At 65.1% G+C, this 26341-nt stretch carries 26 protein-coding genes and 1 tRNA gene; 10 read left to right on the plus strand and 17 right to left on the minus strand.

The genetic code is table 11. From position 1 onward, the window contains the following. Positions 1 to 17: 17 nt before the first annotated feature. The 5 genes from OS914_RS04245 to OS914_RS04265 are packed head-to-tail and all read right to left on the minus strand — an operon-like array spanning position 18 to position 4325. Positions 18 to 329 (minus strand): AzlD domain-containing protein, encoded by a 312-nt coding sequence (locus OS914_RS04245; RefSeq protein WP_267544808.1) that lies wholly within the window; start codon positions 327 to 329, stop codon positions 18 to 20. Beyond that, complete coding sequence (locus tag OS914_RS04250; protein ID WP_267544809.1) at positions 329 to 1087, minus strand: AzlC family ABC transporter permease; 759 nt, start codon at positions 1085 to 1087, stop codon at positions 329 to 331. Before OS914_RS04250 ends, OS914_RS04245 begins: the two co-directional genes overlap by 1 nt. Then, a complete protein-coding gene (locus OS914_RS04255; RefSeq protein WP_267544810.1) occupies positions 1087 to 1521 on the minus strand; it encodes a DoxX family protein in 435 nt (144 codons plus the stop codon). The genes OS914_RS04250 and OS914_RS04255 overlap by 1 nt, the downstream gene beginning before the upstream one ends. Beyond that, positions 1518 to 3350, minus strand: a complete 1833-nt coding sequence (locus tag OS914_RS04260; RefSeq protein WP_267544811.1) for a glycoside hydrolase family 15 protein — start codon at positions 3348 to 3350, stop codon at positions 1518 to 1520. The genes OS914_RS04255 and OS914_RS04260 overlap by 4 nt, the downstream gene beginning before the upstream one ends. Before the next feature lie 57 nt (positions 3351 to 3407). Next, positions 3408 to 4325: a glycerophosphodiester phosphodiesterase gene (locus tag OS914_RS04265; protein WP_267544812.1), complete on the minus strand. Its 918-nt coding sequence runs from the start codon at positions 4323 to 4325 to the stop codon at positions 3408 to 3410. Between the two features lie 165 nt (positions 4326 to 4490). Here OS914_RS04265 and OS914_RS04270 point away from each other — a divergent pair, with 165 nt between their 5' ends. Further along, positions 4491 to 5783: a DUF445 domain-containing protein gene (locus OS914_RS04270; protein ID WP_267544884.1), complete on the plus strand. Its 1293-nt coding sequence runs from the start codon at positions 4491 to 4493 to the stop codon at positions 5781 to 5783. A 23-nt stretch (positions 5784 to 5806) separates the two neighbouring features. Here the strand turns inward: OS914_RS04270 and OS914_RS04275 are convergent, their stop codons facing one another. The 4 genes from OS914_RS04275 to OS914_RS04290 are packed head-to-tail and all read right to left on the minus strand — an operon-like array spanning position 5807 to position 9138. Continuing rightward, positions 5807 to 6715, minus strand: coding sequence for a 5-oxoprolinase subunit C family protein (locus tag OS914_RS04275; RefSeq protein WP_267544813.1), 909 nt, complete (start codon positions 6713 to 6715; stop codon positions 5807 to 5809). Continuing rightward, positions 6716 to 7411 (minus strand): 5-oxoprolinase subunit B family protein, encoded by a 696-nt coding sequence (locus tag OS914_RS04280; RefSeq protein ID WP_324290616.1) that lies wholly within the window; start codon positions 7409 to 7411, stop codon positions 6716 to 6718. After that, on the minus strand, positions 7395 to 8156 hold the full coding sequence (locus OS914_RS04285) for a 5-oxoprolinase subunit PxpA (RefSeq protein WP_267544814.1): 762 nt from the start codon (positions 8154 to 8156) through the stop codon (positions 7395 to 7397). Before OS914_RS04285 ends, OS914_RS04280 begins: the two co-directional genes overlap by 17 nt. Continuing rightward, positions 8140 to 9138 (minus strand): hypothetical protein, encoded by a 999-nt coding sequence (locus OS914_RS04290; RefSeq protein WP_267544815.1) that lies wholly within the window; start codon positions 9136 to 9138, stop codon positions 8140 to 8142. The genes OS914_RS04285 and OS914_RS04290 overlap by 17 nt, the downstream gene beginning before the upstream one ends. A 215-nt stretch (positions 9139 to 9353) precedes the next feature. Between OS914_RS04290 and OS914_RS04295 the strand changes: the two genes are divergently transcribed. The 6 genes from OS914_RS04295 (at position 9354) to OS914_RS04320 (ending at position 17099) form a co-directional block, all read left to right on the plus strand. Next, positions 9354 to 10142 (plus strand): DeoR/GlpR family DNA-binding transcription regulator, encoded by a 789-nt coding sequence (locus OS914_RS04295; protein WP_267544816.1) that lies wholly within the window; start codon positions 9354 to 9356, stop codon positions 10140 to 10142. Next, the gene (locus OS914_RS04300; protein ID WP_267544817.1) at positions 10139 to 11119 is read left to right on the plus strand and encodes a 1-phosphofructokinase family hexose kinase; all 981 of its coding nucleotides are present in this window, start codon (positions 10139 to 10141) and stop codon (positions 11117 to 11119) included. Before OS914_RS04295 ends, OS914_RS04300 begins: the two co-directional genes overlap by 4 nt. Further along, on the plus strand, positions 11116 to 13200 hold the full coding sequence (locus tag OS914_RS04305; RefSeq protein WP_267544818.1) for a PTS fructose transporter subunit IIABC: 2085 nt from the start codon (positions 11116 to 11118) through the stop codon (positions 13198 to 13200). Before OS914_RS04300 ends, OS914_RS04305 begins: the two co-directional genes overlap by 4 nt. Then, the gene (gene ptsP, locus OS914_RS04310; RefSeq protein ID WP_267544819.1) at positions 13197 to 14870 is read left to right on the plus strand and encodes a phosphoenolpyruvate--protein phosphotransferase; all 1674 of its coding nucleotides are present in this window, start codon (positions 13197 to 13199) and stop codon (positions 14868 to 14870) included. Before OS914_RS04305 ends, ptsP begins: the two co-directional genes overlap by 4 nt. 87 nt (positions 14871 to 14957) lie before the next feature. Beyond that, complete coding sequence (locus OS914_RS04315; protein WP_267544820.1) at positions 14958 to 15233, plus strand: HPr family phosphocarrier protein; 276 nt, start codon at positions 14958 to 14960, stop codon at positions 15231 to 15233. Between the two features lie 285 nt (positions 15234 to 15518). Then, entirely contained in the window at positions 15519 to 17099 is a 1581-nt protein-coding gene (locus OS914_RS04320; protein ID WP_267544821.1) for an MFS transporter, read from the plus strand. 158 nt (positions 17100 to 17257) lie between these two features. Here OS914_RS04320 and OS914_RS04325 read toward each other — a convergent pair whose 3' ends face one another. The 4 genes from OS914_RS04325 to OS914_RS04340 all read right to left on the minus strand — a co-directional run bounded on the left by OS914_RS04325 (position 17258) and on the right by OS914_RS04340 (position 19462). Beyond that, the gene (locus tag OS914_RS04325; protein ID WP_267544822.1) at positions 17258 to 18031 is read right to left on the minus strand and encodes an SDR family NAD(P)-dependent oxidoreductase; all 774 of its coding nucleotides are present in this window, start codon (positions 18029 to 18031) and stop codon (positions 17258 to 17260) included. A gap of 64 nt (positions 18032 to 18095) precedes the next feature. After that, positions 18096 to 18416 (minus strand): GNAT family N-acetyltransferase, encoded by a 321-nt coding sequence (locus tag OS914_RS04330; RefSeq protein ID WP_267544823.1) that lies wholly within the window; start codon positions 18414 to 18416, stop codon positions 18096 to 18098. Further along, positions 18413 to 19414, minus strand: a complete 1002-nt coding sequence (locus tag OS914_RS04335) for a hypothetical protein (RefSeq protein ID WP_267544824.1) — start codon at positions 19412 to 19414, stop codon at positions 18413 to 18415. Before OS914_RS04335 ends, OS914_RS04330 begins: the two co-directional genes overlap by 4 nt. Then, positions 19387 to 19462 (minus strand) — tRNA-Lys (locus OS914_RS04340). Before OS914_RS04340 ends, OS914_RS04335 begins: the two co-directional genes overlap by 28 nt. 140 nt (positions 19463 to 19602) lie before the next feature. Between OS914_RS04340 and OS914_RS04345 the strand changes: the two genes are divergently transcribed. The 3 genes from OS914_RS04345 (at position 19603) to OS914_RS04355 (ending at position 22140) form a co-directional block, all read left to right on the plus strand. Further along, positions 19603 to 20250, plus strand: a complete 648-nt coding sequence (locus tag OS914_RS04345) for a hypothetical protein (RefSeq protein WP_267544825.1) — start codon at positions 19603 to 19605, stop codon at positions 20248 to 20250. 260 nt (positions 20251 to 20510) lie between these two features. Further along, positions 20511 to 21128, plus strand: coding sequence for a DUF47 domain-containing protein (locus OS914_RS04350; protein WP_267544826.1), 618 nt, complete (start codon positions 20511 to 20513; stop codon positions 21126 to 21128). Position 21129: 1 nt separating this feature from the next. Then, a complete protein-coding gene (locus OS914_RS04355; RefSeq protein WP_267544827.1) occupies positions 21130 to 22140 on the plus strand; it encodes an inorganic phosphate transporter in 1011 nt (336 codons plus the stop codon). Between the two features lie 10 nt (positions 22141 to 22150). On the opposite strand, the gene pstB is transcribed toward OS914_RS04355, so the two are convergent. The 4 genes from pstB to pstS are packed head-to-tail and all read right to left on the minus strand — an operon-like array spanning position 22151 to position 26256. After that, positions 22151 to 22948, minus strand: a complete 798-nt coding sequence (pstB, locus tag OS914_RS04360) for a phosphate ABC transporter ATP-binding protein PstB (protein ID WP_267544828.1) — start codon at positions 22946 to 22948, stop codon at positions 22151 to 22153. 10 nt (positions 22949 to 22958) lie between these two features. Next, on the minus strand, positions 22959 to 24059 hold the full coding sequence (pstA, locus tag OS914_RS04365; RefSeq protein WP_267544829.1) for a phosphate ABC transporter permease PstA: 1101 nt from the start codon (positions 24057 to 24059) through the stop codon (positions 22959 to 22961). Next, positions 24056 to 25126 (minus strand): phosphate ABC transporter permease subunit PstC, encoded by a 1071-nt coding sequence (gene pstC / locus OS914_RS04370; protein WP_420713860.1) that lies wholly within the window; start codon positions 25124 to 25126, stop codon positions 24056 to 24058. The genes pstA and pstC overlap by 4 nt, the downstream gene beginning before the upstream one ends. A 2-nt stretch (positions 25127 to 25128) precedes the next feature. Further along, positions 25129 to 26256: a phosphate ABC transporter substrate-binding protein PstS gene (gene pstS / locus OS914_RS04375; RefSeq protein ID WP_267544830.1), complete on the minus strand. Its 1128-nt coding sequence runs from the start codon at positions 26254 to 26256 to the stop codon at positions 25129 to 25131. Positions 26257 to 26341: the final 85 nt, after the last annotated feature.

The following is a 26341-nucleotide window of genomic DNA, read 5'->3' on the forward strand; positions in this document are numbered from 1 at the left end:
CACGGGGGAGGGCGCCGCTAGCTCCAGCCGAGGAGTCGCAGGACGGCAGCGACAGCTGCCCCGGCCAGGACTACCAGCAGAAACGGCGCCTTCAAATACAGGGCGACGGCGGCGCCCACCAGGGCGCCGAGCCGGGCGTCAGCGAGGACCTGGTGACCGCTGACGGCGGTGTTCAGTACGGTCAGGGCGGCCAGCAGTCCAATGGTCAGGGTGCCGGCAACGCGGGACATCCGCGGGTTAGCCAGCACCTTAGCCGGGACCAGGTACCCCAGGAGCTTGGTCGCAAAAGCCAGCGCAGCAGCCAGCAGTATCCAAGGCCACAGGTTCATTAGCGGCCACCCGATCCCTCGGCCGCTGAGGGGCCCGTGCTGGGCGGCCCGGGAGGACTGTGGGGCTCAATATCGGGCTCCATGCCGTCATGTTCGTGCCCGTGCCGGAACCAGCCAATCAATCCCGCCACCACTGCGGCTACCAAGATCGGCACGCCAGAGGGTACGAAGGGGACCGCCAGCAGGGTCGCCACGGCGCAGAGGACGGCGATGGCCGCCGGCTGCCGGCTCTTGACCCGCGGCCAGAGCAGGCCCAGGAAAGCCGCAACGGCGGCGCCGTCCAGGCCCCACTGCTTCGGATCGCCCAGCGCATCGCCGATCAGCGCGCCCACGGCGGTGAAAACATTCCAGAGCAGGAATACGCCAAGTCCGGCCACCCAGAAACCTCGGCGTTGCTCGGATGGATCGCTCTGACCGGTGCCGGTGGCCGTCGATTCATCAATGGTCACGTGCGCGGCAGCGATTTTCAGCAACCCCCGCGGAGCCAGCAGGGCATTGATTTGCATGCCGTAAACGCCGTTGCGAATGCCCAGCAACGCCGCCGCACTCATGGCCGCCAGACCGCTGCCGCCGCCGCTGAGTACTCCGATGAAGGCGAATTGCGACCCGCCGCTGAACAGCAGCAGGCTCAGCGCCATGGTCTGCCAAAAAACCAGTCCCGATGCTGCCGACAGCGCTCCGAAGGAGACCCCGTAGAGGCCGGTGGCCACGCTGATGGACAGCCCGATGCGAACGGCGGGCGATTGGAGGAACGTCATTAGCTCCGGCGCAGGCGCCAGGCCCAAAGGATCAGGGGAACCTGGAGCGGTAGCCGCAGCGCGTGAATGAGCCTGGTCTTCGGCGTCCCCCGCGGCCCGAACGCCCGGCCAAGGGCGCTGAGGTGACCGGCAGTGAAAGCACCGAACATCACCGCTGTCGCGGTTGCGGCCGGCTTCCGGGCCGCGGGAATGAGGAGTCCGACGGCGGCGGCAGCCTCCGGGATGGCGCTCAATGTCACCCATTGGCGCCGGCTCAGCACCCCGAAGCGACCGCCGGCGTCTGTGCACAGTACCGGCGGCACGACGGCGTAGAAGAACTTCGGGTTGCGCAGATGCGTGGCGGCACTGGCCGCCAGTACTGCCGCGAGCCCCAGCGCCGGATAGCCAGGCCGCAGGACGCAGCCAGGCAGCGGCCCGATCCGCGCGGCCCTCATCCGCGTTCCCCCTGACCGGCAGCGACGAGGCTCATTGGTTCAGCGGCGTGCAGCGCGTCGGCCGCCCGGACCAGAGCCAGATGGGAAAAGGCCTGCGGAAAGTTGCCCGCCATCCGGCCCTCGGCGACGGCATACTCCTCGCTGAGCAGACCGAGTTCGTTGGAGAGCCCCACCAGCCTGTCCATCAGTTTTACGGCTTCCGCCTCCCGTCCGCTGTGCGCGTACTGCTCCACGAGCCAGAATGAACACGCCAGGAAAGGATGCTCCCCCGAGGCAAGACCATCCACTGACGTCTCGGTGCGGTAGCGCAGCAGCAGCGAATCGGGGTTGTCCGCATCCAGCAGCTCCTGCTCAAGGCACGCCACCGTGCCCAGCATTTTCTCGTCGTCGTACGCCAGAAAACCGACCTGCGGGATACACAGCAGCGACGCATCCGTCTGCCTGCCGCCGTACGTCTGGGTAAAACTGTTCAGCTCGGCGTTGAAGCCGTGGGTCAGGATCTCTTCGCGCAGTTGATCACGCAGCTGCTCCCAGCGCTTGACGGGCCCGGTCATGCCGTGGTCCCGGACGGCCCGGACGGCGGAATCAAAGGCGGCCCACATCATCACGCGGGAATGGGTGAAATACTCCGGCTCACCGCGCATTTCCCAGATGCCATTGTCCTTCTTCTCCAGATGCTTTTCCGCAAAACCCAGCAGGGCCCGCTGCAGCGGCCAGGAAAAAAGATCTTCGGTGCCGCCGGCTTCGCGCAGTTTCTCCAAAGAAACCATCACCTCGCCGACCACATCGGCCTGGTACTGGCCCACCGCCCCGTTGCCAATCCGCACCGGCGACGAATATTCATAGCCCGAAAGCTGCGGCAGCTCCTGTTCGGTCAGCTCCCGCTCGCCTGAGAGTCCGTACATAATCTGCAGATCCTCCGGGTCCCCGGCAACGGCCCGCAGCAGCCAGTTGCGCCAGTGCATCGCCTCATCCGCATACCCGTGGGTGAGCATCGCCTGCAGCGTCAGTGCCGCGTCCCGGAGCCAGCAGTAGCGGTAGTCCCAATTGCGCGCGCCGCCGAAATCCTCCGGCAGCGACGTGGTGGGGGCGGCGACGATGCCGCCGGTATCCTCATGCGTGAGTGCACGGAGCACCAGCAGTGAGCGCTTCACCGCCTCCGCGTACCGGCCATCCAAGGTGCAGCTCGAGGCCCAGGCAGCCCAGTAGCTGATGGTGGCCGCGAGCGCCTCGTCCACGTCGATCGCGGCAGGCAGCTCCCGATGCGACGGGAACCACGTCAATTCCAGATCCGTGACCTGCCCCGCGGTAACGGTGAATTCCCCGCTGTGCTTGTTCTCAGCGGCCACCGGAAGCACATCCGCGCGCAGCACCAGAGCATCCGGCCCGGCCACCCCGCGAAGCACTTTGTGGCCCTGCGGATCAGTCAACTTGCTCATCCAGGGCAGCACGGTCCCGTAGCCGAAGCGAATTTTGATCTCGTGCTGCATCTGGACGGTGCCGCTGAGCCCTTCGACCCGCCGCACCAGCGATGCTCGCCGGTCCCCCACCGGCATGAACTCCGTAATCCGCACGCTGCCGCCGTCGGCCTGCCAGTGAGTCTGCAGCACGAAGGTGCCGTCAATATAGCTCCGCTGTACGACGACGGCGTCCGCTGCCTTGGGCGCCAACAGCCAGCGCCCGTTCTCCTCCGTCCCCAGGAGCGCCCCGAACAAGGACGGTGAATCAAAACGGGGGAAACAGAGCCAATCGACACTTCCGTTGCGCGAGACCAAGGGCCCGGTGTGCATGTCCGAAAGCAGGGCGTAGTCCTCGATGCGTGATGCCATAGATCCATGCAATCACACCCAACCGACGGTTTCCCTTTCGGGAACGTGCGCTGCACCTCAGCGGGTGAGGGAAGCCCGGAGCTCGGCGGGCGCATCGGTGGTGAGTTCCCCGACCCCCAGCGAAAGGCAGAAGCGGGCGTCTTGTCCGTCATTGACGGTCCAGATCCGGAGCCCGACACCGGCATCGGCCCAGCGCCGGACCCGCTCCGGATGGGCACGCACGTACGCCATCCCGGGACCGGCCAGACCCGTCACGCCGTCCTCAACCAGTCGCTCGCCTGCCGCCATGGTTGAAAGCCATTGGGGCGGCGCAGCGTCCCCGGCCCCACCGGCGGCTCCAGCTTCCTCCATCGAGACATTTTCACCAACGGCATCCTTTATGGCGGTATCCTCCATCAGGGCGCAAAGCGAGCGCCCCGGGACGCTCGCGGCCAAGTGCAGCATGGAGTCGGGATTAAAACTCATGAACGACACCAGGACATTTCCGGCCGTGGAATCCTCGGGCCGCCAACCCCGGGCGCGCAGCACCTGCAGCGTCCGGTCCTCCAACGACCTGTCCTCCAGCGACCTGTCGCCCGCTGCCGCCCTGTCCCGTAATGCCTGCGGTACGGCGTATTTGAACTCTATGGCCAAGCCGATCCGCCGCCCCGCGCCGCTGAGGATATCCAGCAACGCTTCCAGCGTCAGCAGCTGCGCGCGGACTGATCCATACTCCGGCGGAACTGCCGCGCCCTTCCAGGAGCAGAAATCCAGCTCCCGCAGTTGGGCCAGGGTCCGTTTCGCCAGCGGTCCGGAGCCGCTGGAAGTTCGGTCCACGGTCTCGTCATGCAGCAGCACAAGCTGGCCGTCCGCGCTGAGCTGCAGATCGCACTCGACTCCGTCGGCGCCGTCGGCAATGGCCTGCAGATACGCGGCCCGGGTGTGCTCGGCGTAGCGGGCGCTGGAACCGCGGTGAGCGTAGATCAAGGGCATCATTCCCCCACGATATTCCATCCGGCCACACCCGGACCTGCAGCCGTCCCGACGCTGCCCGTCGTCTCCGCGGGGGCACGGATGGGCCCTCTTTGGGGCACGTCAGGAGCGTGGTTGGCCTACGCTTACAGTATGGCGCTCACCGATCAGTCCCGACCGAAGGAATCGATGTCCGGGCAGACGGCCGGTCCTGCGGGGAGCCGGCCGCGCAACCTGACGGGCAGCGACGACGAAAAGGCCGCCGGGCTGCGCCGGATGAAGACGCTGGCGTTGTCCCTGTTGATCCTGATGGCCATAATCTTCACCGTCTCGTTCGCCTTGCAGCGCCAATATCCCTGGCTGGAATACGTCCGGGCGGCCAGCGAGGGGGGTATGGTCGGTGCGCTGGCTGACTGGTTTGCGGTGACGGCGCTTTTCAAATACCCGATGGGGCTGAAGATTCCGCATACGGCCATCATCCCCAACCGGAAGGACGCCATCGGCGCCAGCCTGGGCGACTTCGTGGAAACCAACTTCCTCTCCGAAACGGTGGTACAGGAAAAACTCGCCAGCGTTGGTATCGCCCAAAAAGCCGGCGCTTGGCTGGCTAAACCGGCCAGCGCCGAGCGCATCGCCACCGAGGCCTCCGCCGCGGTCCGCGGCGCCATGAAAATCCTCAAGGACGACGACGTCCGCGACGTGATCGAATCCATGGTCCGCAGGCATTTTGTGGACCCGCCGTGGGGTCCTCCGGTGGGCAGAATGGCGGAGCGGATTTTTCACGAAGGCCATCACCACCAGCTGGTCGATCTGTTGGTGGACACCGCGGCCGATTGGATGGACCACAACCATGAAGTCATCAGCTCGCTGGTCGCGGACCGCTCGCCGCTGTGGGTGCCGACCTTCGTGGACGGTCTGGTGGGCGACAAGGTCTATACGGAGCTGAACAAGTTTGTGCACGCCGTGCAGACCAATCCACAGCACCAGGTCCGGCTGCAGCTGGATAAATATCTGAATGACCTGGCCCAGGATCTGCAGCACGATCCGGCGATGATTGCCCGGGCAGATGCCATCAAGGAGCAGATCCTCGACGATCCGCGCGTTCGTGACCTGGCCGGGCGCACCTGGGAAACTATAAAGACCGCGCTGCTGGACGCCGCCGATGATCCCAACAGTGAACTGCGGATCAAATTCACCGCAGCCATCCGCGACTTCGGCCGCCGCCTGGTGGAGGATCCGGAGCTGGCCGGCAAGGTCAATAGGTGGATCAGCGACGCGGCGTCCTACCTGGTCAAGACGTATCGGCACGAGATTGCCTCCGTTATCACCGACACTGTGGAACGCTGGGATGCGGTGGAGACCTCGCAGAAGATCGAGCTGCAGGTGGGCAAGGACCTGCAGTTCATCCGGATCAATGGCACCGTGGTGGGCGCGCTGGCCGGCCTGACCATCTTCGCCGTGGCCAGCCTGATTTTCCGATAAATCAATCGGCGGCCATCTCGGGCTCAATGCGGTGGGGCCAGAAAGCGGATTCTCTGTCCGGTCATGGCCTGCCCCACCGCGTCCAGATCGCTGCGCCGGACGACGGCGATCACGGGATAGCCGCCGGTGACAGGATGGTCTGCGAGGAAGATAGTGGGCAGGCCCGACGGCGGCACCTGCAGTGCGCCGGTCACCATGCCCTCGCTGGGCAGCTGCGCTCCTGCTTCCTCCCGCCGCGCCAGCGGCCTGCCGAGCAGCCTGGTCCCCACCCGATTGCTGTCCGGGGAGACCTCCCACTCCTGCCCGGTCAACAAACTCCACGCTGAGCTGGCGAACATGTTCCGTCGCGGGCCCTCGGTAATCCGCAGAGCAAGGGTTTGCCCGGTGTGCGGCGGGTCCTTGACCGTTGGCGGTCCGGCAGCTGCCGTTGTAGCGCCCGCAGTGGCCGCATCAGCTGCGGTCCGAACCAAATGCATGGCTAGGACGTCGTCGGCCTGCAGCGGCCTTGGGCCCATACCGGAGAGCAGATCCGAGCTCGCAGAACCGGACAATAGCGGCACAGCCAAGCCCCCGGAGACCCCCAGGTAGTAGCGCAGGCCGGCCTCCGGAGCGCTGAATTCCAGCACTGATCCGGCGGATGCAAACAGCGCCGTGTTCAAGGGGCACGGTTCGCCGTTAAGCAGGACCAGCCCGCGCGCGCCCGTGACGGCCAGCCACGCGCAGGCGGTAATATCCAACCGCAGGCCGCCGAGGAGGATTTCCAGCCCGGCCGCCCCGGCAGCGTTTCGCAACAGCCGGTTGGCCAGCATCAGCGAGCGGCGGTCCAGCGCCCCGGAGGGGCTAAGGCCCATGGCGGCAGCGCCGGGGCGGCCCAGGTCCTGCACCAGCGTCAGCGGACCTGCGGCAGCAACTCGTGCAAAGGGAGCACTCATTCAACTCTCCCGAAACCGCACCAGCGTACCGGGCGTGAGCAATGCGGCGCCGGCGCCGTCGGGCCTGCTTCCGCCACCCCACAGGGCTACGTCGGTGTGCCCGATCAACTGCCAGCCGCCGGGGGAGGCCGAGGGATAGATCGCACTGAATTCCCCGCCGAGGGCGACTGCACCGGCGGGCACCTTGGTGCGCGGAGTATCCCGGCGCGGCACGTGCAGCCGCTCATGATCGGTCACCAGATAGGCAAACCCGGGAGCAAAGCCGGTGAAGGCAGCGGTCCATCTAGAACCCGTGTGCAGGCCGATCACCTGCGCCTGCGACAGGCCCAGAAGCCGGGCCACCGCGGCGAGATCCGGGCCGTCGTAGCGCACGTCGATGGCAACCTCCGGGGCGTGTGCGGCTTCTGCCGGCTGCGGTGGGGTTTCCAGCATCCAGCGCCGAACGGTTTCCACGCTGACACGATCCGGATCAAAGATGGCCAGGACGGTGCGGGCGGCGGGCACCAGATCCAGCAGCCCTGCCGGGGTACAGCCGGACAGCCCGCGATAAAGGGCCAGGACCGCCTGCAGGGTTGGCAGTTCGGCCAGCACGGCATGATTGCCGCATGGCAACAGGATAGGCTGCGGCGCAGGTGTCAGCTGCTTCCCTGGCTCCTGCGGCGGGACGTGCCCCGAATCCTCAGCAGAATGACTCAACCCGGACTCCCGCCGCTGCGAGCGCTGCCCGGACCGCTGCGGCCATCGCTGCCGCACCGGGAGTGTCCCCATGCACACACAGCGAGTGCACATCCAGCCGCACCGGGGACCCATCGGCAGCCTGGACCGTCCGCTCGCACGCCATGCGGACGGCGCGGGATGCGATTTCGTCCACATTGTCCAGCAGATCCCCCGGCCGTCCGCGCGGGATCAGCGTACCGTCCGCCAGATAGCCGCGGTCAACAAACGCCTCACCAAAAAACGGCAGCCCGGCCGTCCTGCACTCCTGTGCAATCACCGAGCCGGGCAACCCCAGCACCGGTAAGGCCAGCGACCGGCCCAGGCCGAAGTCCAGCACCGCCGAACACACGGCGCGGGCCTGTTCCCGGTCATAGGCGATCCGGTTATACAGCGCGCCGTGCGGCTTGACGTAGTCCACCTTGCCGCCGGCGGTCCGGGCCATTCCATCCAGCGCGGACAGTTGATAGAGCACGTCGCCGTACAGCTCGTCCGGGCGGATATCCATTGCCCGGCGCCCAAAACCTGCCAGATCCCGATAGCTCACGTGCGCGCCGATCCGGACGGAGCCGGCCACGGCACGCCGGCAGGTGTCCAGCATCGTCAGCGGGTCACCGGCGTGGAACCCGCACGCCACGTTGGCGCTGCTGACCAACGTCAGGAGCGTGCCGTCGTCGCCCATCCGCCATGCACCGAAGGACTCGCCCAGATCACTGTTCAGGTCCACGCCCGCGGTCCTTTCGACCGAAACGCGGCAACTGCGGCATACTCGGCAATGCAAGACGGCGGCCCGTCCGGTCAGTCGTAATAGGCCCGTCCGCGGCAGTGCCGTTGGTACTTGTGCGGTCGTTACTTGCGCCGTCGGTGAGACTGCCGTCGGAAATACTGCCGCCGGTAATACTGCCGCCGGCCGCGTCTGCACGGCCGCTGGATCGCTCCAGCTCCGTCAGGAGCTCCGCGGGAATCATCAGCGGCGCGGGGCCAAAGGCCTTTCGGGTGGCGGCCACGACGGCCCGCCCCATGATCAGATTTCCCCCTCCACCGATGACGGCGCCGATGCCGAACGGGACGGCCCGCCCGGCCCAAGCCGCTCCCTCACGGATGAGAAATTTCTTCAGGAAGCGCTTTTGGATCTGCCCGCCGACGCTCTTCACAGCCGACGTCGGCAGACCCTTGCCGACCGCCAGTCCCCATGCCTTCATCGGGGTCTGCCCGGTCCCCAGCACGTGGCCGGTCAGGCCCTGGACCATAGACGTGCCTTCCTCGCCCAGCATGATGGCCATCACCGTGGTCCGTGCGCGCTCCGGATCCGCCAATCGGACCCCGTGCAGCTCCGCCACAGACTGCGCGTACAGAGCTGTCGTTTCCAGGAACACCACCGTCGCGGCGGCCGAGATGGATAGGGAGGCCACGGTTCCCAGTCCGGGGACAATGGCTGTCGCGCCGATCGCCGCGCCGCCGCCGGCCACCGCACGAAGAAAGTCACGTTCCAGCAGCGAACTGAGCTTGGCGGTACTGGCCTGCGGGTGTTTGCGCTTGAGTCGGCGCAGATTGGCCAGCACCAGCGGCCGCTGGACATCCACGGCGCGCAGCAGCATCTTTTCGACCGCTGGCTTGGGTCTGCCGTGGGGGTCAAACGCCGCCTCGGTAGCGATCCGTACGGCCGGATTTGGTTTTCCGTGTCCCTTTGACTTCAACTGCTTCGCCATCTGTACCCCTGACCTCGATTGTCAGTTTAAGCGTAGGGCACCGGTCCGTGAGTCGAATTTCGTAGGCGCAGGACACCGACCTGCCAGACGGACTCCCCTGCGGGCTGAGTTAAATCTGTGTTTCTATTTTTCTCCTTGACATACAAAGACAAACACAGATAAAGTCAACCAAACAGACATTGCTGTGATGTCTGTCACGATTTCCTGGAGGCCCGATGTTTGCCGAAGAACGGCAGGACAAGATCGCCGAACTTGTAACCGCCCGCAGCCGGGTAACGGTTGTAGAACTCGCAGAGTTGTTCCGGATTACCACCGAAACTGTTCGCCGGGATCTCGCCGGGCTGGAGAACATGCGCCGCCTGCGCCGCGTTCACGGAGGCGCCGTCGCACTGGATCGGCTCAGTATGTCGGAGCCGAGCCTGGGCGAACGCCAGTCACAGCATTTGGCAGAAAAAATCCGTATTGCCGCGGCGGCTGCGGCCCTCATTCCCTCCACCCGTACCGGGTCGGTCCTGCTCGACTCCGGGACGACCACCGCTCTGCTGGCCGAACAGCTCACCAATTGGGCCCCGGCAAGCCGCGGCGATGCCCTCCTGGTCATTACCAATGCCCTGCCGATCGCCCACCGGCTCTCCGCCAACCCCGAACTACAGTTGGAGATCCTGGGCGGCCGTGTCCGCGGCCTGACCAGCGCCATCGTCGGTGCCACCGCCAGTGAACGCCTGGAAGCGCTCCGCCCGGACATTGCCTTCGTGGGCGCCAATGGAGTCCACGCGCACTTCGGCCTCAGCACTCCGGACAGCATGGAAGCCGCCGTCAAGACGGCGATCGTCCGCTCCGCGCGCCGCGTAGTGGCTCTGGTCGACTCCTCGAAACTCGGCGAGGAAACCCTGGTGCGGTTCGCGACCCTGCGGGAAATTGACACTCTCATCACCGATGCCCGACCGGCCGAAGACCTTGCTGCGGCGCTTGCCGCAGCCAACGTCGAGCTGGTAATCGCATGATCGTCACGGTGACTCCCAATCCCAGCCTGGACCGGACCATCGAGCTGACGGCGCCACTGGGCCGAGGGGAAGTCCAGCGCGCGAGCGGCGCGCACCAGGAACCCGGCGGGAAGGGCGTCAATATTTCCCGGGTGCTTTTCGCCTCCGGCGTGGACACTCTGGCCCTCCTGCCGGGAGACTACGACGACGCCGTTTTGGTGGCGTTGCGTGCCCTGGGCATTCCGCATCGGGGCCTGCCACTGGGATCCCCGCTGCGCAGCAACATCACCATTACCGAGCCGGACGGCACCACCACCAAGCTCAATGAGCCCGGCCCGGTCATGGCCAAGGCGCAGCAGCGCGCCCTGCTGCAGCTGGTGACCGAGAACTCCAAGGACGCCAGCTGGCTGGTTCTGGCCGGCTCTCTGCCGCCCGGGCTGCCGGCCGATTTCTATACCCAACTGACCGTGGGCGTGCGCTCGGCCTTCGGTGCTGCGGCGCCGCGGATCGCCATCGATTCATCCGGCGCTCCACTGGCCGCCGCGTTGGCAGGACCCGCCGGCTCCCTCCCGGATGTCGTCAAGCCCAATGCCGAGGAACTGGCGGAACTGACAGGTTTCCCGGACCCGTATCTGTTGGAAACAGATCCGCTGCTTGCTGCCAAAGCCGCTCAAACGTTGGTGGATGCAGGCGTAGGAGCCGTACTTGCCACGCTGGGCTCCAAGGGCGCCGTGCTGGTGACCAACGAGGGCAGCTGGCTTGCCCGCAGCCCGAAAATCGTTGCGCGAAGCACCGTCGGCGCAGGCGATTCCGCGCTGGCGGGCTATCTGTTGAGCCAAGCAGCCGGTGCTACCGGCCCGCAAAGCCTGCAGCAGGCGGTGGCACATGGGGCTGCTGCCGCCGCCCTGCCCGGATCCACCGTTCCGGCGTTGTCCCAAACCAATCCCGCTGCCGTGTCCGTCACGGCCCTTAGCCGATGCCAAGGAGAACTGACATGACTACACTAATCACCCCGGAACTGGTCGCCCTCGATGCGGATCTGGGCGCTGAACCCGCCACCGTGATCCGTCGCCTCGCCGAGCGGATCGCTGCCACCGGCCGGGCCAGCGAAGTCGAAGGTCTTTCGGCCGACGCGCTCGCCCGGGAACAGAAAACAGCCACCGGCATTCCCGGCGGCATCGCCATCCCGCACTGCCGCTCCGCCGCCGTGATCGAACCGACGCTGGCCATGGCCCGGCTGGCTCCGGCTGTTCCCTTTGGCGCGAAGGACGGTCCGGCGGACCTGATCTTCTTCATCGCCGCTCCCGAGGGTGCGGATCAGGAACACCTGCGGCTGCTCTCCAAACTGGCCCGGTCGCTGATTAAGAAGGAGTTCACGGCTGCCCTGCGCGCGGCATCGTCCGCCGTTGAGATCGTGGCGCTGGTCGAGGGCGCCATCGCGGACAAGCCAGCAACAGGCTCGACGGCGACGAAAGCGACGACTGCGACGGCAGCGACGTCCGCAGGAACGCAGACGTCCGCGCGGCCAAAGCGCCTCGTTGCCGTAACTGCCTGCCCCACCGGCATCGCCCACACCTACATGGCTGCCGATTCGCTTGTTGCCGCGGCCAAGGAGGCCGGTGTCGAACTTCAGGTGGAAACCCAGGGCTCAGGCGCCGTCACCCCCTTGGACCCGGCCGTGATCGCAGCCGCGGATGCAGTGATCTTTGCCGTCGACGTCGATGTCCGTGGAAAGGAGCGTTTTGCCGGCAAACCCGTCATAAATGCCCCGGTAAAACGAGGCATCGACGAGCCGGCCAAAATGGTCCAGGAGGCTCTGGCCGCGGCGGATAACCCGAACGCACATCGCGTACCTCATTTCGGTGCCGAGGAACAGGCCGAACACGATGCGGAGGCCTCCGGTGAACACCTCGGCCAGAAGCTGAAGAAGGCGCTGCTGACCGGCGTAAGCTATATGATCCCGTTCGTCGCCGGCGGCGGGCTGCTGATTGCCCTGGGCTTTCTGCTTGGCGGATACACCATCAGCACCATCGCGGACAAGGTGGTGCTGGCCAAAAGCCTCACGAATTTGCCCGACGGCGGACTGCCCATCTATCTGGGCGCCGTTGCCTTCAAGATCGGCGGCCTCTCGCTGGCCTTCCTGGTTCCAGCGTTGGCCGGCTACATCGCCTTCGGCATCGCGGACCGACCGGGCATCGCGCCCGGCTTTACCGCCGGCGCCGTCGCCGGTTTCATGGGTGCGGGCTTCCTGGGCGGCCTTGTCGGCGGTCTGCTGGCCGGGTTCATCGCGCACTGGATCGGCGGCTGGCCGGTACCGCGCTGGCTGCGTGGGTTAATGCCGGTGGTGATAATCCCGCTGCTGGCCTCGATCGTGGCCTCGGGTCTGATGTTCCTGGTTCTGGGCGGCCCGATCGCGTGGTTCACCACGGTCCTGAACCATTGGCTGTCCGGGATGACCGGCGCCTCCGCCGTCGTCCTCGGAATCATTTTGGGCCTGATGATGTGCTTCGATCTGGGTGGTCCGGTCAATAAGGTTGCCTACTCCTTCGCTGTCGCCGGCCTGGGCGCCGGGTCGGTCACCAATCAGGCTCCCTGGCAGATCATGGCCACAGTGATGGCCGCCGGCATGGTTCCACCGCTGGCCATGGCACTCGCCACGGCGCTGGATAAGAGCCGCTTCAGCCTAGCCGAACGCGAGAACGGCAAGGCCGCGTGGCTGCTGGGTGCCTCATTCATCTCCGAGGGCGCCATTCCCTTCGCCGCAGCGGATCCGCTGCGGGTCATCCCTGCCAGCATGCTCGGCGGGGCTGTCACCGGAGCACTGTGCATGGCGACCGGCGTCACCTCGCAGGCCCCGCACGGAGGAATCTTCGTCTTCTTCGCCATCGGCAACCTGGTAATGTTCATCGTTTCCATCCTGGCCGGGATGGTGGTCACCGCGTTGGCTGTCCTGGCGCTGAAACGATGGGCCGTGCGCCGCCCGGACGGCACGGCTGCCGATGGCGTCAAAGCTGACGGAGCGGCTACGGTTGCAGGAACCGGAACGGCACCGGCAGACCAGCAGGGGGTAACGGCGTGAAAACCTTCAACGGAGTCGGCGTAACGCCCGGCCGCGTGATCGGACCGGTGCGCCTGATGCCACCGGCGGTGCCCGCTCCCGCGGCCGGCGAACGGCTGGACCCGGGAACTACGGCGGACGCTGCGGCCGCGGCCCTGCGGACGGCAGCCAAAACCGTTCAGGCGGAGCTTAAACACCGCGCGGAGAGTGCCAACACGGATGCTAAGGCCGTCCTCGAGGCAACAGCGCTGATGGCTGCGGACCCGATGCTGCTCAAAGCCGCCGTCAAACTGATCAACGGCGGCACCTCGGCGGAGCGGGCCATCTGGGACGCAGCCGAGGCAGTGGCCACCATGCTGCTGAACCTGGGCGGATACATGGCCGAACGTTCCCACGATGTCTTCGACGTACGGTCCCGGATAGTAGCGGCGCTGCGCGGTGTCCCGGCTCCCGGCATTCCGGATGCTCCGGAGCCCTTCATCCTGCTGGCCGAAGACCTTGCGCCAGCGGATACCGCCACGCTGGATCCGGCCAACGTGCTGGCACTCGTTACGGCTGGAGGCGGCCCGCAGTCGCATACCGCCATCATCGCCCGCGCGCTGGGCCTGCCGGCGGTGGTGGCCGCCGCTGGCGTGACGGAACTGACCGATGGCACCATGCTTTACGTTGACGGTGCGGCCGGCACAGTCACCTCAGACCCGGACGCCGCCTTGATGGACAAGGCCGCACTCTGGGCCAGCGACACCACCGGACCCGACGAATTCGACGGCTGCGGCCGGCTGGCGGATGGCTCGGCCGTGCCGCTGCTGGCCAACGTCGGCGGAACGAAGGACGCCGTGGCCGCGGCTGCTGCCGGTGCCGAGGGCGTGGGACTGCTCCGCACCGAATTTTGCTTCCTGGGCCGGGACGCAGAGCCGTCCCAGACCGAACAGGCGGCGGAATACCGTGGCGTCTTTGAGGCGTTCGCCGGGAAAAAGGTGGTGATCCGCACCCTCGACGCGGGCGCGGACAAGCCACTGCCCTTTTTGACCGATTCCACCGAACCAAACCCCGCTCTGGGCGTGCGCGGCTATCGTACCGATCTCACCTCCCCTGGGGTTTTGGAGCGGCAGCTGCAGGCAATAGCCGCCGCGGCAAATGGTTCGTCCGCCGAGGTCCAGGTGATGGCGCCGATGATCTCCACTGCTGCTGAGGCAATGGAATTCGCGGCGCTGTGCCGGGCGAACGGCCTTAACACGCCGGGCGTCATGGTGGAGGTTCCCGCCGCGGCCCTAACGGCAGCCTTGCTGCTGGCGCACGTTGACTTCGCCAGCATCGGCACCAATGATTTGACGCAGTACACCATGGCCGCGGACCGCCAGTTGGGTCCGCTGGCCGCCCTGAACGATCCGTGGCAGCCCGCTGTCCTGATCCTGGTAAAAGCCACGGTCGACGGCGGCGCGGGAAAGCCGGTGGGCGTCTGCGGCGAGGCAGCCGCGGACCCGGCCCTCGCCGTCGTACTGGTTGGTCTGGGCGTGAGCTCGCTGTCCATGACCGCCCGCGCGCTGCCGGCCGTAAGCGCGGTTCTGCACAGCGTTACCCGCGAACGCGCCCGCACACTTGCGGCGCTGGCCCTGGCAGCGCCAAGTGCCACACAGGCGCGGTCGATGGTCCGGGAGCAGCTGCCGCTCCTTGACCAGCTTGGTCTGTAAACAACTCCAAATAGCAACCAAGACCGACGCCCTACCAACCCATTGTTCATTAGCCGCTGAAACCACAGCAGAATGCAGGAGCTCACCATGAAAGAACGAACCGCCACCATTGCCAGCCGCGTGGGTCTACATGCCCGCCCGGCCGCCATCTTTGTCGAAGCCGCAGCCGAGCTCCCGGTCGACGTCACCATCTCGATGCAGGGGGAACCGGCAGAAGATGCCATGGACGCCAGCAGCATCCTCTCCCTGATGGGCCTGGGGGCAGCGCAGGGCGACGTCGTGGTGCTCCGTGCCGAGGGCGACGGCGCGGACGATGCGCTCGAGACCCTGGTGCGGATCCTCGAGACGGACCACGACGCCTAACTCCGGTCCGCCCTCCATCGGGAATGGGGCGTGGAGTTCCCGGGGCAGCATCCCGGGGCGACGATAGCTGTAATTTGCCGGTAGACGCTGCTCCCGTCAGCGCTGGAGTGGTGATGGCGGCCGGCACGGGATCGGGGACCGGTGGCAGGACCGGAGCAGCACCGGATCGGCACCGGATCGGGGAGCCAGCTGGGGTTATACCCCAAATTCGTGTAAAATTGAAGGTCTGCCCCGAGCGCGGCAGCAAAACGTCGCAAGCAAATGACCTCCACGAGAGCTGACCAAATGCCCACAGACCTAAGTTTGAACAACGCAAATAACGGTGTCCAGGACACCAAAAAACAATCCCGCCCCATCAGGCTTCCGCGGCTCAAACGCCGGCGCCTGGCCGTTGGGGACGTAAACGTCGTAAATAAACCGATGCTCAGAAAAGCCATCAACGGCACGATCGTCGGCAACACGATGGAATGGTATGACGTTGGTGTTTTCGGTTACCTGATCACCACAATGGGGCCCGTCTTCCTCCCCCACTCCGACCCGACGGTACGGACCCTGTTTTTGCTGGGGACCTTCGCCGCCACGTTCATTGCCCGTCCCTTGGGTGGGGTGATTTTCGGCTGGCTGGGCGACAAGATCGGGCGGCAGAAGGTGCTGTCCACCACGCTGCTGATCATGGCCGCTTCAACCTTTGCGCTGGGTCTCATTCCCGGGTATGCACAGATCGGCATCTGGGCCGCGGTGCTGCTGGTGCTGGTCAAGCTGGTCCAAGGGTTCTCCACCGGCGGCGAGTACGCCGGTGCCACCACGTTCGTGAGCGAATACGCACCGGACAAACGCCGCGGATTCTTCGCCAGCTTCCTGGATATGGGCAGCTACATCGGCTTCGCCGCCGGCGCAGTTTTGGTATCCGTCATGCAGCTGATTGTCGGTCAGGACGCCATGGAGTCCTGGGGCTGGCGCGTGCCGTTCCTGCTGGCCGGCCCGCTGGGCCTGATTGCCATCCACTTCAGGAACAAGATTGAGGAATCCCCGCAGTTCCAGGCCACCCTCGACGCACAAGCGGCCGAGTCCAAGGACGCCCAGGCCGCGGATGAAGATGCCGCTAAGGGACCACTCGGAATAGTCAGGGCGTACTGGCGGCAGATTGTCCTGGCCATGATCCTCGTCGCGGCGGCGAACACGGTGGGCTATGCCCTGACGTCCTATATGCCGACGTATCTGACGGAGTCCAAGGGCTACGACGAACTGCACGGCACCATGCTCACCATTCCGGTACTGGTCATCATGGCGGTCTGCATTCCGCTGACCGGCCGGCTCTCCGACCGGATCGGCCGCCGGCCTGTGCTGTGGACCGGCGCCATCAGCACGGTGGTTCTGGCCCTCCCCGCCTTCATGCTCATCGGTGTGGGCGATGTCTGGTCCACCCTGCTGGGACTTGCACTCGTTGCGTTCCCGGTGACGTTCTACGTGGCGAACCTGGCCTCGGCCCTGCCGGCACTGTTCCCCACCGCCAGCCGCTACGGTGGCATGGGCATCGCCTACAACTTCTCGGTGGCAATCTTCGGGGGAACTACGCCGTTTATCCTCAAGGGGCTGATTTCGCTCACCGGTAACGACATGATGCCGGCGTATTACCTGATGGTGACCTCGGCCGTCGGCGCCGTAGCCATTTTCTTCCTGAAGGAATCCGCCGGCAGGCCGCTGCCTGGCTCGATGCCCAGCGTCGCTTCCGTCGAAGAGGCACACGCGCTGGTTGCCGGTCAGGATGAAAACCCCGATCTGGACCTGGCGGAGATGCCGTTCGATGAGACCTACGAACCGGCAACCCCGGGTAAGGGTATTCCCGAGACGGCTCCGGTCGGCTGACAGCTGCCCTTTGTGACCGCGTCGACCGCGTCTTCAACGGCGGTAACGGCGGTAAGGAAAATCACGACGGCGTGCACCTCACGGTGCGCGTCGTCGTCGGAGTAACCGTAGCCGTAGCCGTAGCCGTAGCCGTTACGAACAATAGGTCGACACGAAAACTAGCGTCTGCGCCATCCGGCAGCGGCGCCCAGCCTTTCGGGCAGAAACTTACTGAGCCGGGCAAGCGCCGCGTAGCGCCGGGACGGCACGGACACGCTTTTCCCGGCCCAAGCAGCGGCCAGCCCCTCACGCACCACGCGATCGGGATTCAACCACAGCCAGCCAGGGATCTTCGCCGTAGAGGCGCCCATCCGCTGATGGAACTCGGTGTGAACAAACCCCGGACACACGGCGGTTACGTGCACGCCCCGCGGTCCGTAATTGACGTTCGCCCACTTACTAAAGCTGATGATCCAGGCCTTCGACGCTCCATAAGTGCCGCGGGGGATGAAGCCGGCCAGACTGGCCACGTTGATGATCATTCCCTGTCCGCGCGCCAGCATGGGCTCCACGGCAGCGTGCATAAGCTGCATCGGCGCGCTGACCAGGATGGCCAGCTGGTCGGCTTCCTGCTGCACAGTGTTCTGCTCGAACGGTTTCGCCAGGCCGTAGCCGGCATTATTGACCAAGATGGTCACCGGGTTCTGCGGCTGCGTCAACCGCGCCGCTACAGCGGCGACGCCGGATGCGGTCTGCAGGTCCGCAGAAATGATTTCCACGTCGATGGCAAAATCCTGGCGCAGCCGCACGGCCTTGGCTTCCAGCCGGGCGGTGTCCCGGGCAACGAGCACCAGGTTGTGCCGTTGTGCGCCGAGCTGTTGGGCAAATTCTGCACCAAGTCCCGCCGTCGCACCCGTGATCAAGGCAGTTGAGTTGTTCGCAGCGTCAGTCATTCCCCCATGCTACGCAGAACTCCTGGCTCTAGCCCTGCGTAGGGGTAACGGGCCGCGGCGGACGTCAGTCCGTCTCCGGCCAGTCCGTGATCTGGCCGTAGTCCTCGTGACGGCGCAGGAACCCGGCGATAAAGGAGCAGTGCGGGATGATCCGCTTGCCGGAGGCAGAAACGTCATCGAGGGCGTAACGCGCCAGAATCTTCGCCATCCCTTTTGCGCGGGCAGGGTCCATGGTCTCCGTATGCGTGAAATCCACGTGACCGGGTAGCTCACGGAACCGGGCCACACTGGCCAGTTCCCCACCCACCCGCAGTTCATATTGATGCTGCGCATCGTTGCGCAGCATAGTCACGTCGTTGTGGAATGTCTCGGCCGTGTCATTCATATATCGACCTTGGCACGGCCGTCCCGTGCTGGCAATCCCCGCTCCGAACCACCCCAACCGACCCATGACGGGGCGGGCGCCGGACGGACGGCGGCGGGATGGGACGCGGCGGCCGGTTCAGGTTGCGCCGCGCTGACCGGCTCGGCACAAGGGACCCCGGCGGCCAGCTCCGCAGCCGCCAGCCGTTCTTCGAGCCGGGTGACGGCAACAGCATAAACCGCACAGGCCGAATCAGCGCCCCCGCGGTCAATGGCGCCCTTGGCAACGCCAACACCTCTGCGCAGGATTGCCGCCTCCCGCATGGTCCGGATCAAGACAGCCGTCTCGGCCCGGCGGACGTCGGACAGATCCGGATAGTCGATCATTTTGGCCGGGTCCAGTTCATAGTCGCTCCAGCGCGCCAGGACCGCATCGTGCCGGGTGGCCAACGCGCTAAAGTCACGCGCGTCCGCCCGCCTGCCTAAGCACTGGCGCCGCCGATCATCTTGCCCCGGCGTGCCGCGGTACACCCACGCGCCAACTGTTACCGTCAGCAGCAACAGCACTGCGCCAGCCACCGGGTTTACGACAGCCGTAATGATCACCGCGGGTAACACAAACGCCAGGCCCAGAAACCCGTGCCAGAAGAGCGCATCGCCGCGGCACCCGGCCTCGCGGCGCAATTCCTGGCGCAGCGCATAAACCATGACCGCGGTACTGACCCCGGCCACCACGGCGCAACAGAGCAGTTGAAAGAGCAGTTGAATAGGTCCCGTTGCTGGTAAGGACACTGAGCCACCTCCGGCCGGGGTTTTATCCCCTACCTCAATTGGAGTACTTCGGCCGCGTTTGGTCAATGCCCGCTCCGGCGCCCGTGCCGCTTTGGCGAAGACTTTGCCGGCGGACCTGGCAGGGTGCGGCCGGCCGCCGGACGTGAGTGGAGGCTTAATGCACAGCAGGCCGGCAGCTATCAGCTGCCGGCCTGCTGTACTGGTGGGCCCTATGGGGCTCGAACCCATGACCCACGGATTAAAAGTCCGATGCTCTACCAACTGAGCTAAAGGCCCTCACCAGTGCACACCGCTTGCTGCGGCGAACGCTTTTCTACAATAGCGCACACATTGCGCCGCCGGGAATCGTGGTCGTTGACGGCCTTCGCCGGGCACCTGTTCTCGACCCGTCCGAGGCACAGGAGTAGTCTCGGGGGATGAGTGCAACACAGGGTTCCCAGCCTCCACGGCAGCACAAGCCCAAGCTGTTTGCCCCTGCGGATTTCGAGCCTTTTGCCGGCGGACCGGACCCGGCCAGGGTCTCGGAGGCAGCTCACCTGGCCGCGCAGGCGCTCGTAAGCCGCGGGCGGGAAAGCGACGATCCCGCGGTCACAAAGCGGCTGGTCAAACTCGCGGACAGGCAAGGCCTCGAGGCGATCGCGGAACTGTGGGCGCAGAGTCCGGCCCGTTCACTGCCCGGGGCTCTGTGGCGGCTCTACGCCCTCCGGGCCTCTATGCAACAGGACCCGGAGCGTATTTCGGTCTATTTCCGGGCCGGCCAGGACACGGCACAGGTGTCCCGGGCGGTGGCCGGGGTTGCCGAACCGCCCGGCGCTGATGAGCTGAAGACCATGGCTGATGCCATCTTGTCCGGGGCGTTCGACGGCGAATTTGACGTTGCGCTGGAACGCTCGGCGGCCTTCTGCCGGGTGGTGGCGCTGGGCCAGTCCCGCATTGCGGATGAGCGCGAACACGCCGACGGCGCCCACGCTGACCGGCTGACCCGCAATGCCGGCCAGCTGATCCGAACTGCCGAGGACCTGGAACAGGCAGCCGGCTCTTGGCGCCGTGGCGAATTGGATTAGCAGCACCGGAGCGTTCGGAGCGTCCTGTTGACACAGCTTCGATGAAGTAGAACACTGAAGGAGGTGCCGGACTGCGGAACCCCCGGGCTCCATCTTTTAGCCGCCTAGAGCGGCCTAACGCCGAGAGGCGCTCCCAGTCCGGCACCACCTTTGTGTTTCAACTGTGTGTCAACGCGCTCCCGCCAGCGAAGTAAAGTTAGGTCGTTGCCACAGCCCATCCGGCCGTAGCAACCGTCGGCTCGATCCGGGAGGGACCTATCGTGAAGCTGCGCCTGTTCCCGCAGGAAAAAACAGGGCTGCGAATTTTGGCCGGGATGGCACAGGAGATTGTCCGCAGCGTCCAAACGCTCTCGGAGTTGCTGGGAGCTCCAGCGAGCGACTTTGCGCCATTGACCGAGCAGATGCGCCAACACGAGGCTGCGTCAAGTGACCTCTTGGTGTCCCTCTTGACGCATATGCGGACCAGCTTCATCAATCCGCTGCCCCGGGAAGACCTGTTTGCGCTGGCCCGTTTCCTCAATGAGGCCAATGAAAAGCTCACGGGCGCGGCGGAGCTGATCTCGCTGAATAAGCTGGAGCGTATTCCCGCCCGGGCCTCCGAGCAGCTGGAGGTGATTGCCCGGCAGGCCGAGCTCACCGCCGAGGCAATGCGCCGGATGGACAATCTGGAGGAACTGGAGGACTACTGGATTCAGGTCCTGCGGCTGGCCCGGCGTGCCGAGCACACGCACCGCGTTTTCGTCAGCGAGCTGCTCCGCGATTACAAGGCTGCAGCCTACATCCGGTACCGCGATGTGGCCGACCAGCTGGTCAACGTCACCAAGGACATGCGCCAGGTAGCCACCGCGGTAGGCAGCATCATCGTCAAGGAATCCTAGCTTGATCACAGCATTCCTGCTGGCAGTGCTGATCCTTGCCGCCGTTTTCGCCTTCCTGAACGGCTTTCGCGACGTTTCCTCCGCCGTCGCCGTCGCCGTCCGCACTCGGTCGCTGACGCCGAGCATCGCCGTCGTACTGGCGGCCTTTTTCAATCTCATCGGAGCGCTGCTCAGCGGCGGCTTCGCCGTTGCGCTTGGCGGCCGGCTCTTTCGTGTCCCGCCCGGCAGCGCGGGCCTGGGACTTCTGCTGGCGGGGCTGGCCGCGGCGGGCGTGTGGGGAATCTACCAGTGGCGCCGCGGCTACCCCTCGTCTTCCACGCACGCGCTGATCGGCGGCCTCGGTGGCGCCTCCGTCGCCTCGGTCATGGTAGGACGGGAGCCGTTGCAGGGGCTGGATGTCACGGTACTGATGCTGGTGGTCCTGCCGCTGCTGCTCTCCCCCGTGATTGCCTTCGCCCTGTCGTTTCTGCTGGTCTATCCGGCCGTCTGGGCGTCGCGGCACAGCCAACCAAGCTTCGTCAACAAACGTGTCCGGCGGGTGCAGGCTGTCGCGACTGCCGCCGTCGCCTTCGGTCATGGCCTGCAGGACGGGCAACGGACGACGACGGTCCTGCTGTTTGCGCTGGCGGCCGCCGGGCTGGGTGGGTCAGGCACCGTTCCTATGTGGGTGCTGGCATTTTCCGCCGTCCTGCTCGCCGCCGGCACGCTGGCCGGGGGCTGGCGAATTTCGCATACTCTGGGCAGCAGGCTGGCGCGGATCGATCCGATGCGTGGCCTGGTGGCCCAGCTGGTCAGCGCCGTCCTGCTTTTTGTCGGTGCGATCGGTTTTCACCTGCCGTTATCCACCACCCACACCGTGACGTCGGCGATCATTGGGGCGGGCCTGAACCAGCGGTTCTCGGTGACCAACGGCCGGCTCTGGCTGCGGATTCTCACCGCGTGGGTGGCCACTCCGCTCGCCGCGGCGGGACTGGGTGGGATCTTTTACCTCGCCATCTCCGCGCTGCTCTAGACCCACGGACCTACCCGAAGCGGCCTGAAACGTAATCTTCAGTGGATTTCTGCGCGGGGTTATTGAAGATGGTGGTGGTCTGGGCGTATTCGATCAGCTTCCCCGGTTTCCCCGATCCGGCAATATTGAAGAACGCGGTCATGTCCGAAACACGGGCGGCCTGCTGCATGTTGTGGGTCACAATCACCACCGTGTAACTGTCCTTGAGCTCGTTGATCAAGTCCTCCACCGCCAACGTGGAGATCGGATCCAGCGCCGAACAGGGCTCATCCATCAGCAGCACCTGCGGCTCCACAGCAATGGCCCGGGCAATGCACAGACGCTGCTGCTGGCCGCCGGAGAGCCCCTGGCCTGGCTTATCCAACCGGTCCTTGACCTCATTCCACAGGTTCGCGCCGCGCAGCGACCTTTCCACCAGCTCGTCGGCTGCGGAGCGGGAAATGCGCCGGTTATTAAGCCGGACCCCCGCCAGCACGTTCTCCTTGATGGACATGGTGGGGAACGGGTTGGGCCGTTGAAAAACCATCCCGATCTGCCGGCGCACCGTCACCGGGTCAACCCCCGCGCCGTACAGGTCGTCCCCATCCACCAACACCTCGCCGGTAACATGGGCCCCCGGCAGTACCTCATGCATCCGGTTCAGCGTGCGCAGCAGGGTGGACTTCCCGCAGCCTGAAGGCCCGATAAAGGCCGTCACCGATCTCGGGGCAATGTCGATGCTGACATCATGGACGGCCAGGAACTCGCCGTAGTAGACATTGAGGTCTTTGACACTGATGCTCTTGGCAACACCGTTGCTCTTGGACATGTGTTTCCTTCTAACGGGAGGTCTTGGGGGCGAAAATCATGGCGATGATTCGGGCAACCAGGTTCAGTACAATCACCAGCAGCACCAGCAGCAGCGCCGCGCCCCAGGCCTGGCTGTTGGACAGATCGATGTTCTGACCGGGGAACTTATAGCCGGTATACGCCATCACCGGCAGCGTCTGCATGGGGCCGGAGAGCGGGTTCGCGTTGAACGAATCGGTGAAGCTGGCCGCCATGAAAATCGGGGCGGTCTCACCGATCACGCGGGCAATAGCCAGCGTGACGCCGGTCGCGATCCCGGCGATCGCCGTCGGAATAACAATGCGCACAATGGTGACGTACTTGGTCACTCCGAGCGCGTAGGACGCCTCGCGCAGATCGGCGGGAACCAGACGGAGCATCTCCTCGCAGGATCGCACCACAGTCGGGATCATTAGGACCGAAAGGGCGACGGCGGCGGAAAGGCCGCTGAACGCTTTAGGTCCGAGCAGCAAGGTGAACAGCGAAAATGCGAAGAGACCGGCGACGATGGATGGGATGCCCGTCATGACATCGACAAGGAAATTGACCGTGCGCCGGAGCCAGAATGCGGGCTGGGCATATTCCACCAGGTAGATCGCCGTCAACAGGCCAATCGGCACCGAGAACAGTGTGGCCAATCCGGTGATCTGCAGTGTTCCAACGATCGCCTGCAGCGCCCCCGAGGACGAGACCAGCTCCAGGGTGTCCGGATTGATTCGGGCCGCTCCCCCGGAGGTGCTGATGAACTCCCAATTCAGGATGCCCAGGCCCTTGCTGACGACCGTCCAGAGCGTGGAGATCAGCGGCGCCAGTGCCAGCAGGAACGCCACCGTCACCAGTGAACGGATTAAACGGTCCAGCGCCTTGCGCCGGTTCTCCTTCACACGGGAAAGTAAGTAAATCGCGGGTAAATAGAACACACAAGTGAGCGCCAGCAGGGCAAACCAGTTGAAGCCGGTCAGCCCTTGGACCGCTGCGGCAAGGATAAAGGCGCCGATCAGGGTGTAGAGACCGGCCCGCTTGGGTAACTGCCGCGTCGTCAGGCGGTTCCGTACGGCGGGATGCCGGAATGCTTCGGTTGCAGCGGTCATGACGTCGATACTTTCTCTTTGCGCCAGAACACTTTCTTCCTGCCAGTACCGGCATTCACGATCAGCCGGGCCACCATGTTCACGGCCAGTGAGATCACGAACAGCACCAGCCCGGTGCCAATCAGCGCGTCCCGCTGCATTCCGGTGGCGATCGGGAAGTTCAGCGCAATATTGGACGCGATGGTCTGCGAGTTTTCACCCTCAGTGATGATCCGAAAGGACGCGATAATGGCAGGCGAGATGATCATCGCGACGGCCATGGTTTCACCCAGCGCCCTTCCCAGGCCCAGCAGGATGGCACTGACCATACCTGAGCGGGCATAGGGGAATACGCACAGCTGGATCATTTCCCAGCGGGTGGAGCCCAACGCCAGCGCGGCCTCCTCGTGCAGTTTGGGAGTCTGCAGAAATATTTCGCGGCAGATGGCGGTGATGATCGGCAAAACCATCACCGCCAGGACCACAGCGCCGGTCAGAATGCTGGAGCCTGTGGAGGTGACCTTACCGCTGAAGAGCGGAATCCAGCCCAGATAGGCATTGAGCCATTCCTGCAGCGGCAGCAGGAATGGCCGCATTACCAAAATGCCCCAGAGTCCGTAGACCACTGACGGTACTGCGGCGAGCAGATCAATGATGTAACCGAGGAAACTGGCCATCCGGCGTGGGCTGTAATGCGAGATAAAGAGCGCAATGCCGATTGCCACCGGAGTGGCCATCAACAGCGCGATCACCGAGGCCCACACGGTCCCGAAGGCCAGCGGAGAAACATACGCCCAGAAGCTGGCGAAGCCTCCGGTGACCCCGGACTTGAGCTCCGGATTGGTGCTCCAGCTCGCCGTGATCGCTGGCAGTGCCCGGATGATCAGGAACAGCGCCACCCCGGCCAGAATCACCATGATCGACACGGCCGCCGAGGTGCTCAGGAATTTGAACACCCGATCCGCCGGCCTGGTCCTGGCTGCTGCGTTCGGTTTGCCCGATCGTGGCTTTCCCTGCGTTGGCTTACCCGGCGTTGGCCTACCCGGCACGGCCGGGTCCTTGGACTCTGCGATTAGTGAGCTGCTCACATCTAGGAAACCGTCTTCAGTGTCGCCCGGATTTTGTCAGCTAGCTCGATCGGCAGCGGCGCGGAGCCGGCGTTCTTCGCTGCGATCTTCTGCCCCTGATCGCTGACAACGTAGTTGATGTAAGCCGTGGCGAGCTTGGCCTGCGCCGCATCCTTGAACTTGGTGCAGAGGATGTCGTATGAGATCAGCGGAATCGGGTAGGCATCCCCGCTGGTGAGCTTGGTGTAGTCAATGTCCTGACCCAGATCGCCGGCCACTGTGCTCTTAGCCGGCGTCACCGCCGTCGCAATTGCCTTGGTGACGCCGTCCTGGCTGAAGGAAACATATTTGTCCCCCGCCTTGATGGCTGCAGCCGGGAGGTCACCGATGGCGCTGTGGTCCGCGTAGCCGATGGTTCCATCGCCGGCCTTGACCGTATTGACCACGCCCGAGCCGCCCTGCTGGGCCGAGGAACCGGCAACCGGCCACTTGTTGCTGACCGGCGCGGTCCAGACGTCAGGAGCAACCTGGTGAAGATAGTTGCTGAAGTTCTGCGTAGTGCCGGAGCCGTCCGATCGTGTCACCGTGGTGATGGCCGTCGAAGGCAGCGTTACTCCGGGATTGTCGGCCATGATGGCGGCATCGTCCCAGGTCTTGACCTGCTGGCTGAAGATCTTCGCCAGGGTATTGGCCGAAAGCTGAAGCTTGTCCACGCCCTTGAGGTGGAAGACGATCGCCACCCCGTCCAAATAGACCGGAAGATTCACCGCTCCGCCGGTGCCGCAGACGGCCTGGGCCTTGGTGGCCTGATCCGCCGAGAGATAGGCGTCGGAACCGGCAAAATCATACGAGCCGGCGGTGAAGTTGGTGACACCGCCGCCGGATCCCTGCGATTTGTCGTAGTTGACAGTCACCTTCGGGGTCTGTGCCTTGAATCCCGCGCTCCAGGCTGCCTGGGCGTTGGCCTGCGCGCTGGAACCGCCGGCGGTGATCGTACCGGCGAGAGCGCTGTAATCCGCCGCGGCCGATGCCGACCCGGATCCGCCGGCGGAGGACGTGCCGGCAGCGCTGGAATTGCCGCCACAGGCTGTCAGTGCAAGGGCGCCGGCCGTCAATACTGCCGCAGCCTGCCCAAAGCGAAAAGCCTTCACTAAATTTTGCCCCTTCCAGGGAATCGCAGATCGGCTCCATAGTCCAGGAGCCACTGGTGTGCCTTACCGCTGCTTACGCTATGCA

The organism is Arthrobacter endolithicus (assembly GCF_026627425.1).
GTDB lineage: Bacteria > Actinomycetota > Actinomycetes > Actinomycetales > Micrococcaceae > Arthrobacter_M.

What these genes read in the sequence shown, in the direction of transcription:
- OS914_RS04255 (WP_267544810.1), bottom strand. Translation starts at nt 1,521, where the DNA reads ATGAGGGCCGCGCGGATCGGGCCGCTGCCTGGCTGCGTCCTGCGGCCT.
- pstA (WP_267544829.1), bottom strand. Translation starts at nt 24,059, where the DNA reads ATGACCGCTGCAACCGAAGCATTCCGGCATCCCGCCGTACGGAACCGC.
- OS914_RS04250 (WP_267544809.1), bottom strand. Translation starts at nt 1,087, where the DNA reads ATGACGTTCCTCCAATCGCCCGCCGTTCGCATCGGGCTGTCCATCAGC.
- OS914_RS04275 (WP_267544813.1), bottom strand. Translation starts at nt 6,715, where the DNA reads ATGAGTGCTCCCTTTGCACGAGTTGCTGCCGCAGGTCCGCTGACGCTG.
- pstB (WP_267544828.1), bottom strand. Translation starts at nt 22,948, where the DNA reads ATGTCCAAGAGCAACGGTGTTGCCAAGAGCATCAGTGTCAAAGACCTC.
- OS914_RS04325 (WP_267544822.1), bottom strand. Translation starts at nt 18,031, where the DNA reads ATGACTGACGCTGCGAACAACTCAACTGCCTTGATCACGGGTGCGACG.
- OS914_RS04290 (WP_267544815.1), bottom strand. Translation starts at nt 9,138, where the DNA reads ATGGCGAAGCAGTTGAAGTCAAAGGGACACGGAAAACCAAATCCGGCC.
- OS914_RS04345 (WP_267544825.1), top strand. Translation starts at nt 19,603, where the DNA reads ATGAGTGCAACACAGGGTTCCCAGCCTCCACGGCAGCACAAGCCCAAG.
- OS914_RS04305 (WP_267544818.1), top strand. Translation starts at nt 11,116, where the DNA reads ATGACTACACTAATCACCCCGGAACTGGTCGCCCTCGATGCGGATCTG.
- OS914_RS04315 (WP_267544820.1), top strand. Translation starts at nt 14,958, where the DNA reads ATGAAAGAACGAACCGCCACCATTGCCAGCCGCGTGGGTCTACATGCC.
- OS914_RS04265 (WP_267544812.1), bottom strand. Translation starts at nt 4,325, where the DNA reads ATGATGCCCTTGATCTACGCTCACCGCGGTTCCAGCGCCCGCTACGCC.
- OS914_RS04295 (WP_267544816.1), top strand. Translation starts at nt 9,354, where the DNA reads ATGTTTGCCGAAGAACGGCAGGACAAGATCGCCGAACTTGTAACCGCC.
- OS914_RS04330 (WP_267544823.1), bottom strand. Translation starts at nt 18,416, where the DNA reads ATGAATGACACGGCCGAGACATTCCACAACGACGTGACTATGCTGCGC.
- OS914_RS04320 (WP_267544821.1), top strand. Translation starts at nt 15,519, where the DNA reads ATGCCCACAGACCTAAGTTTGAACAACGCAAATAACGGTGTCCAGGAC.
- OS914_RS04245 (WP_267544808.1), bottom strand. Translation starts at nt 329, where the DNA reads ATGAACCTGTGGCCTTGGATACTGCTGGCTGCTGCGCTGGCTTTTGCG.
- OS914_RS04260 (WP_267544811.1), bottom strand. Translation starts at nt 3,350, where the DNA reads ATGGCATCACGCATCGAGGACTACGCCCTGCTTTCGGACATGCACACC.
- OS914_RS04335 (WP_267544824.1), bottom strand. Translation starts at nt 19,414, where the DNA reads ATGGGTTCGAGCCCCATAGGGCCCACCAGTACAGCAGGCCGGCAGCTG.
- OS914_RS04300 (WP_267544817.1), top strand. Translation starts at nt 10,139, where the DNA reads ATGATCGTCACGGTGACTCCCAATCCCAGCCTGGACCGGACCATCGAG.
- OS914_RS04270 (WP_267544884.1), top strand. Translation starts at nt 4,491, where the DNA reads ATGTCCGGGCAGACGGCCGGTCCTGCGGGGAGCCGGCCGCGCAACCTG.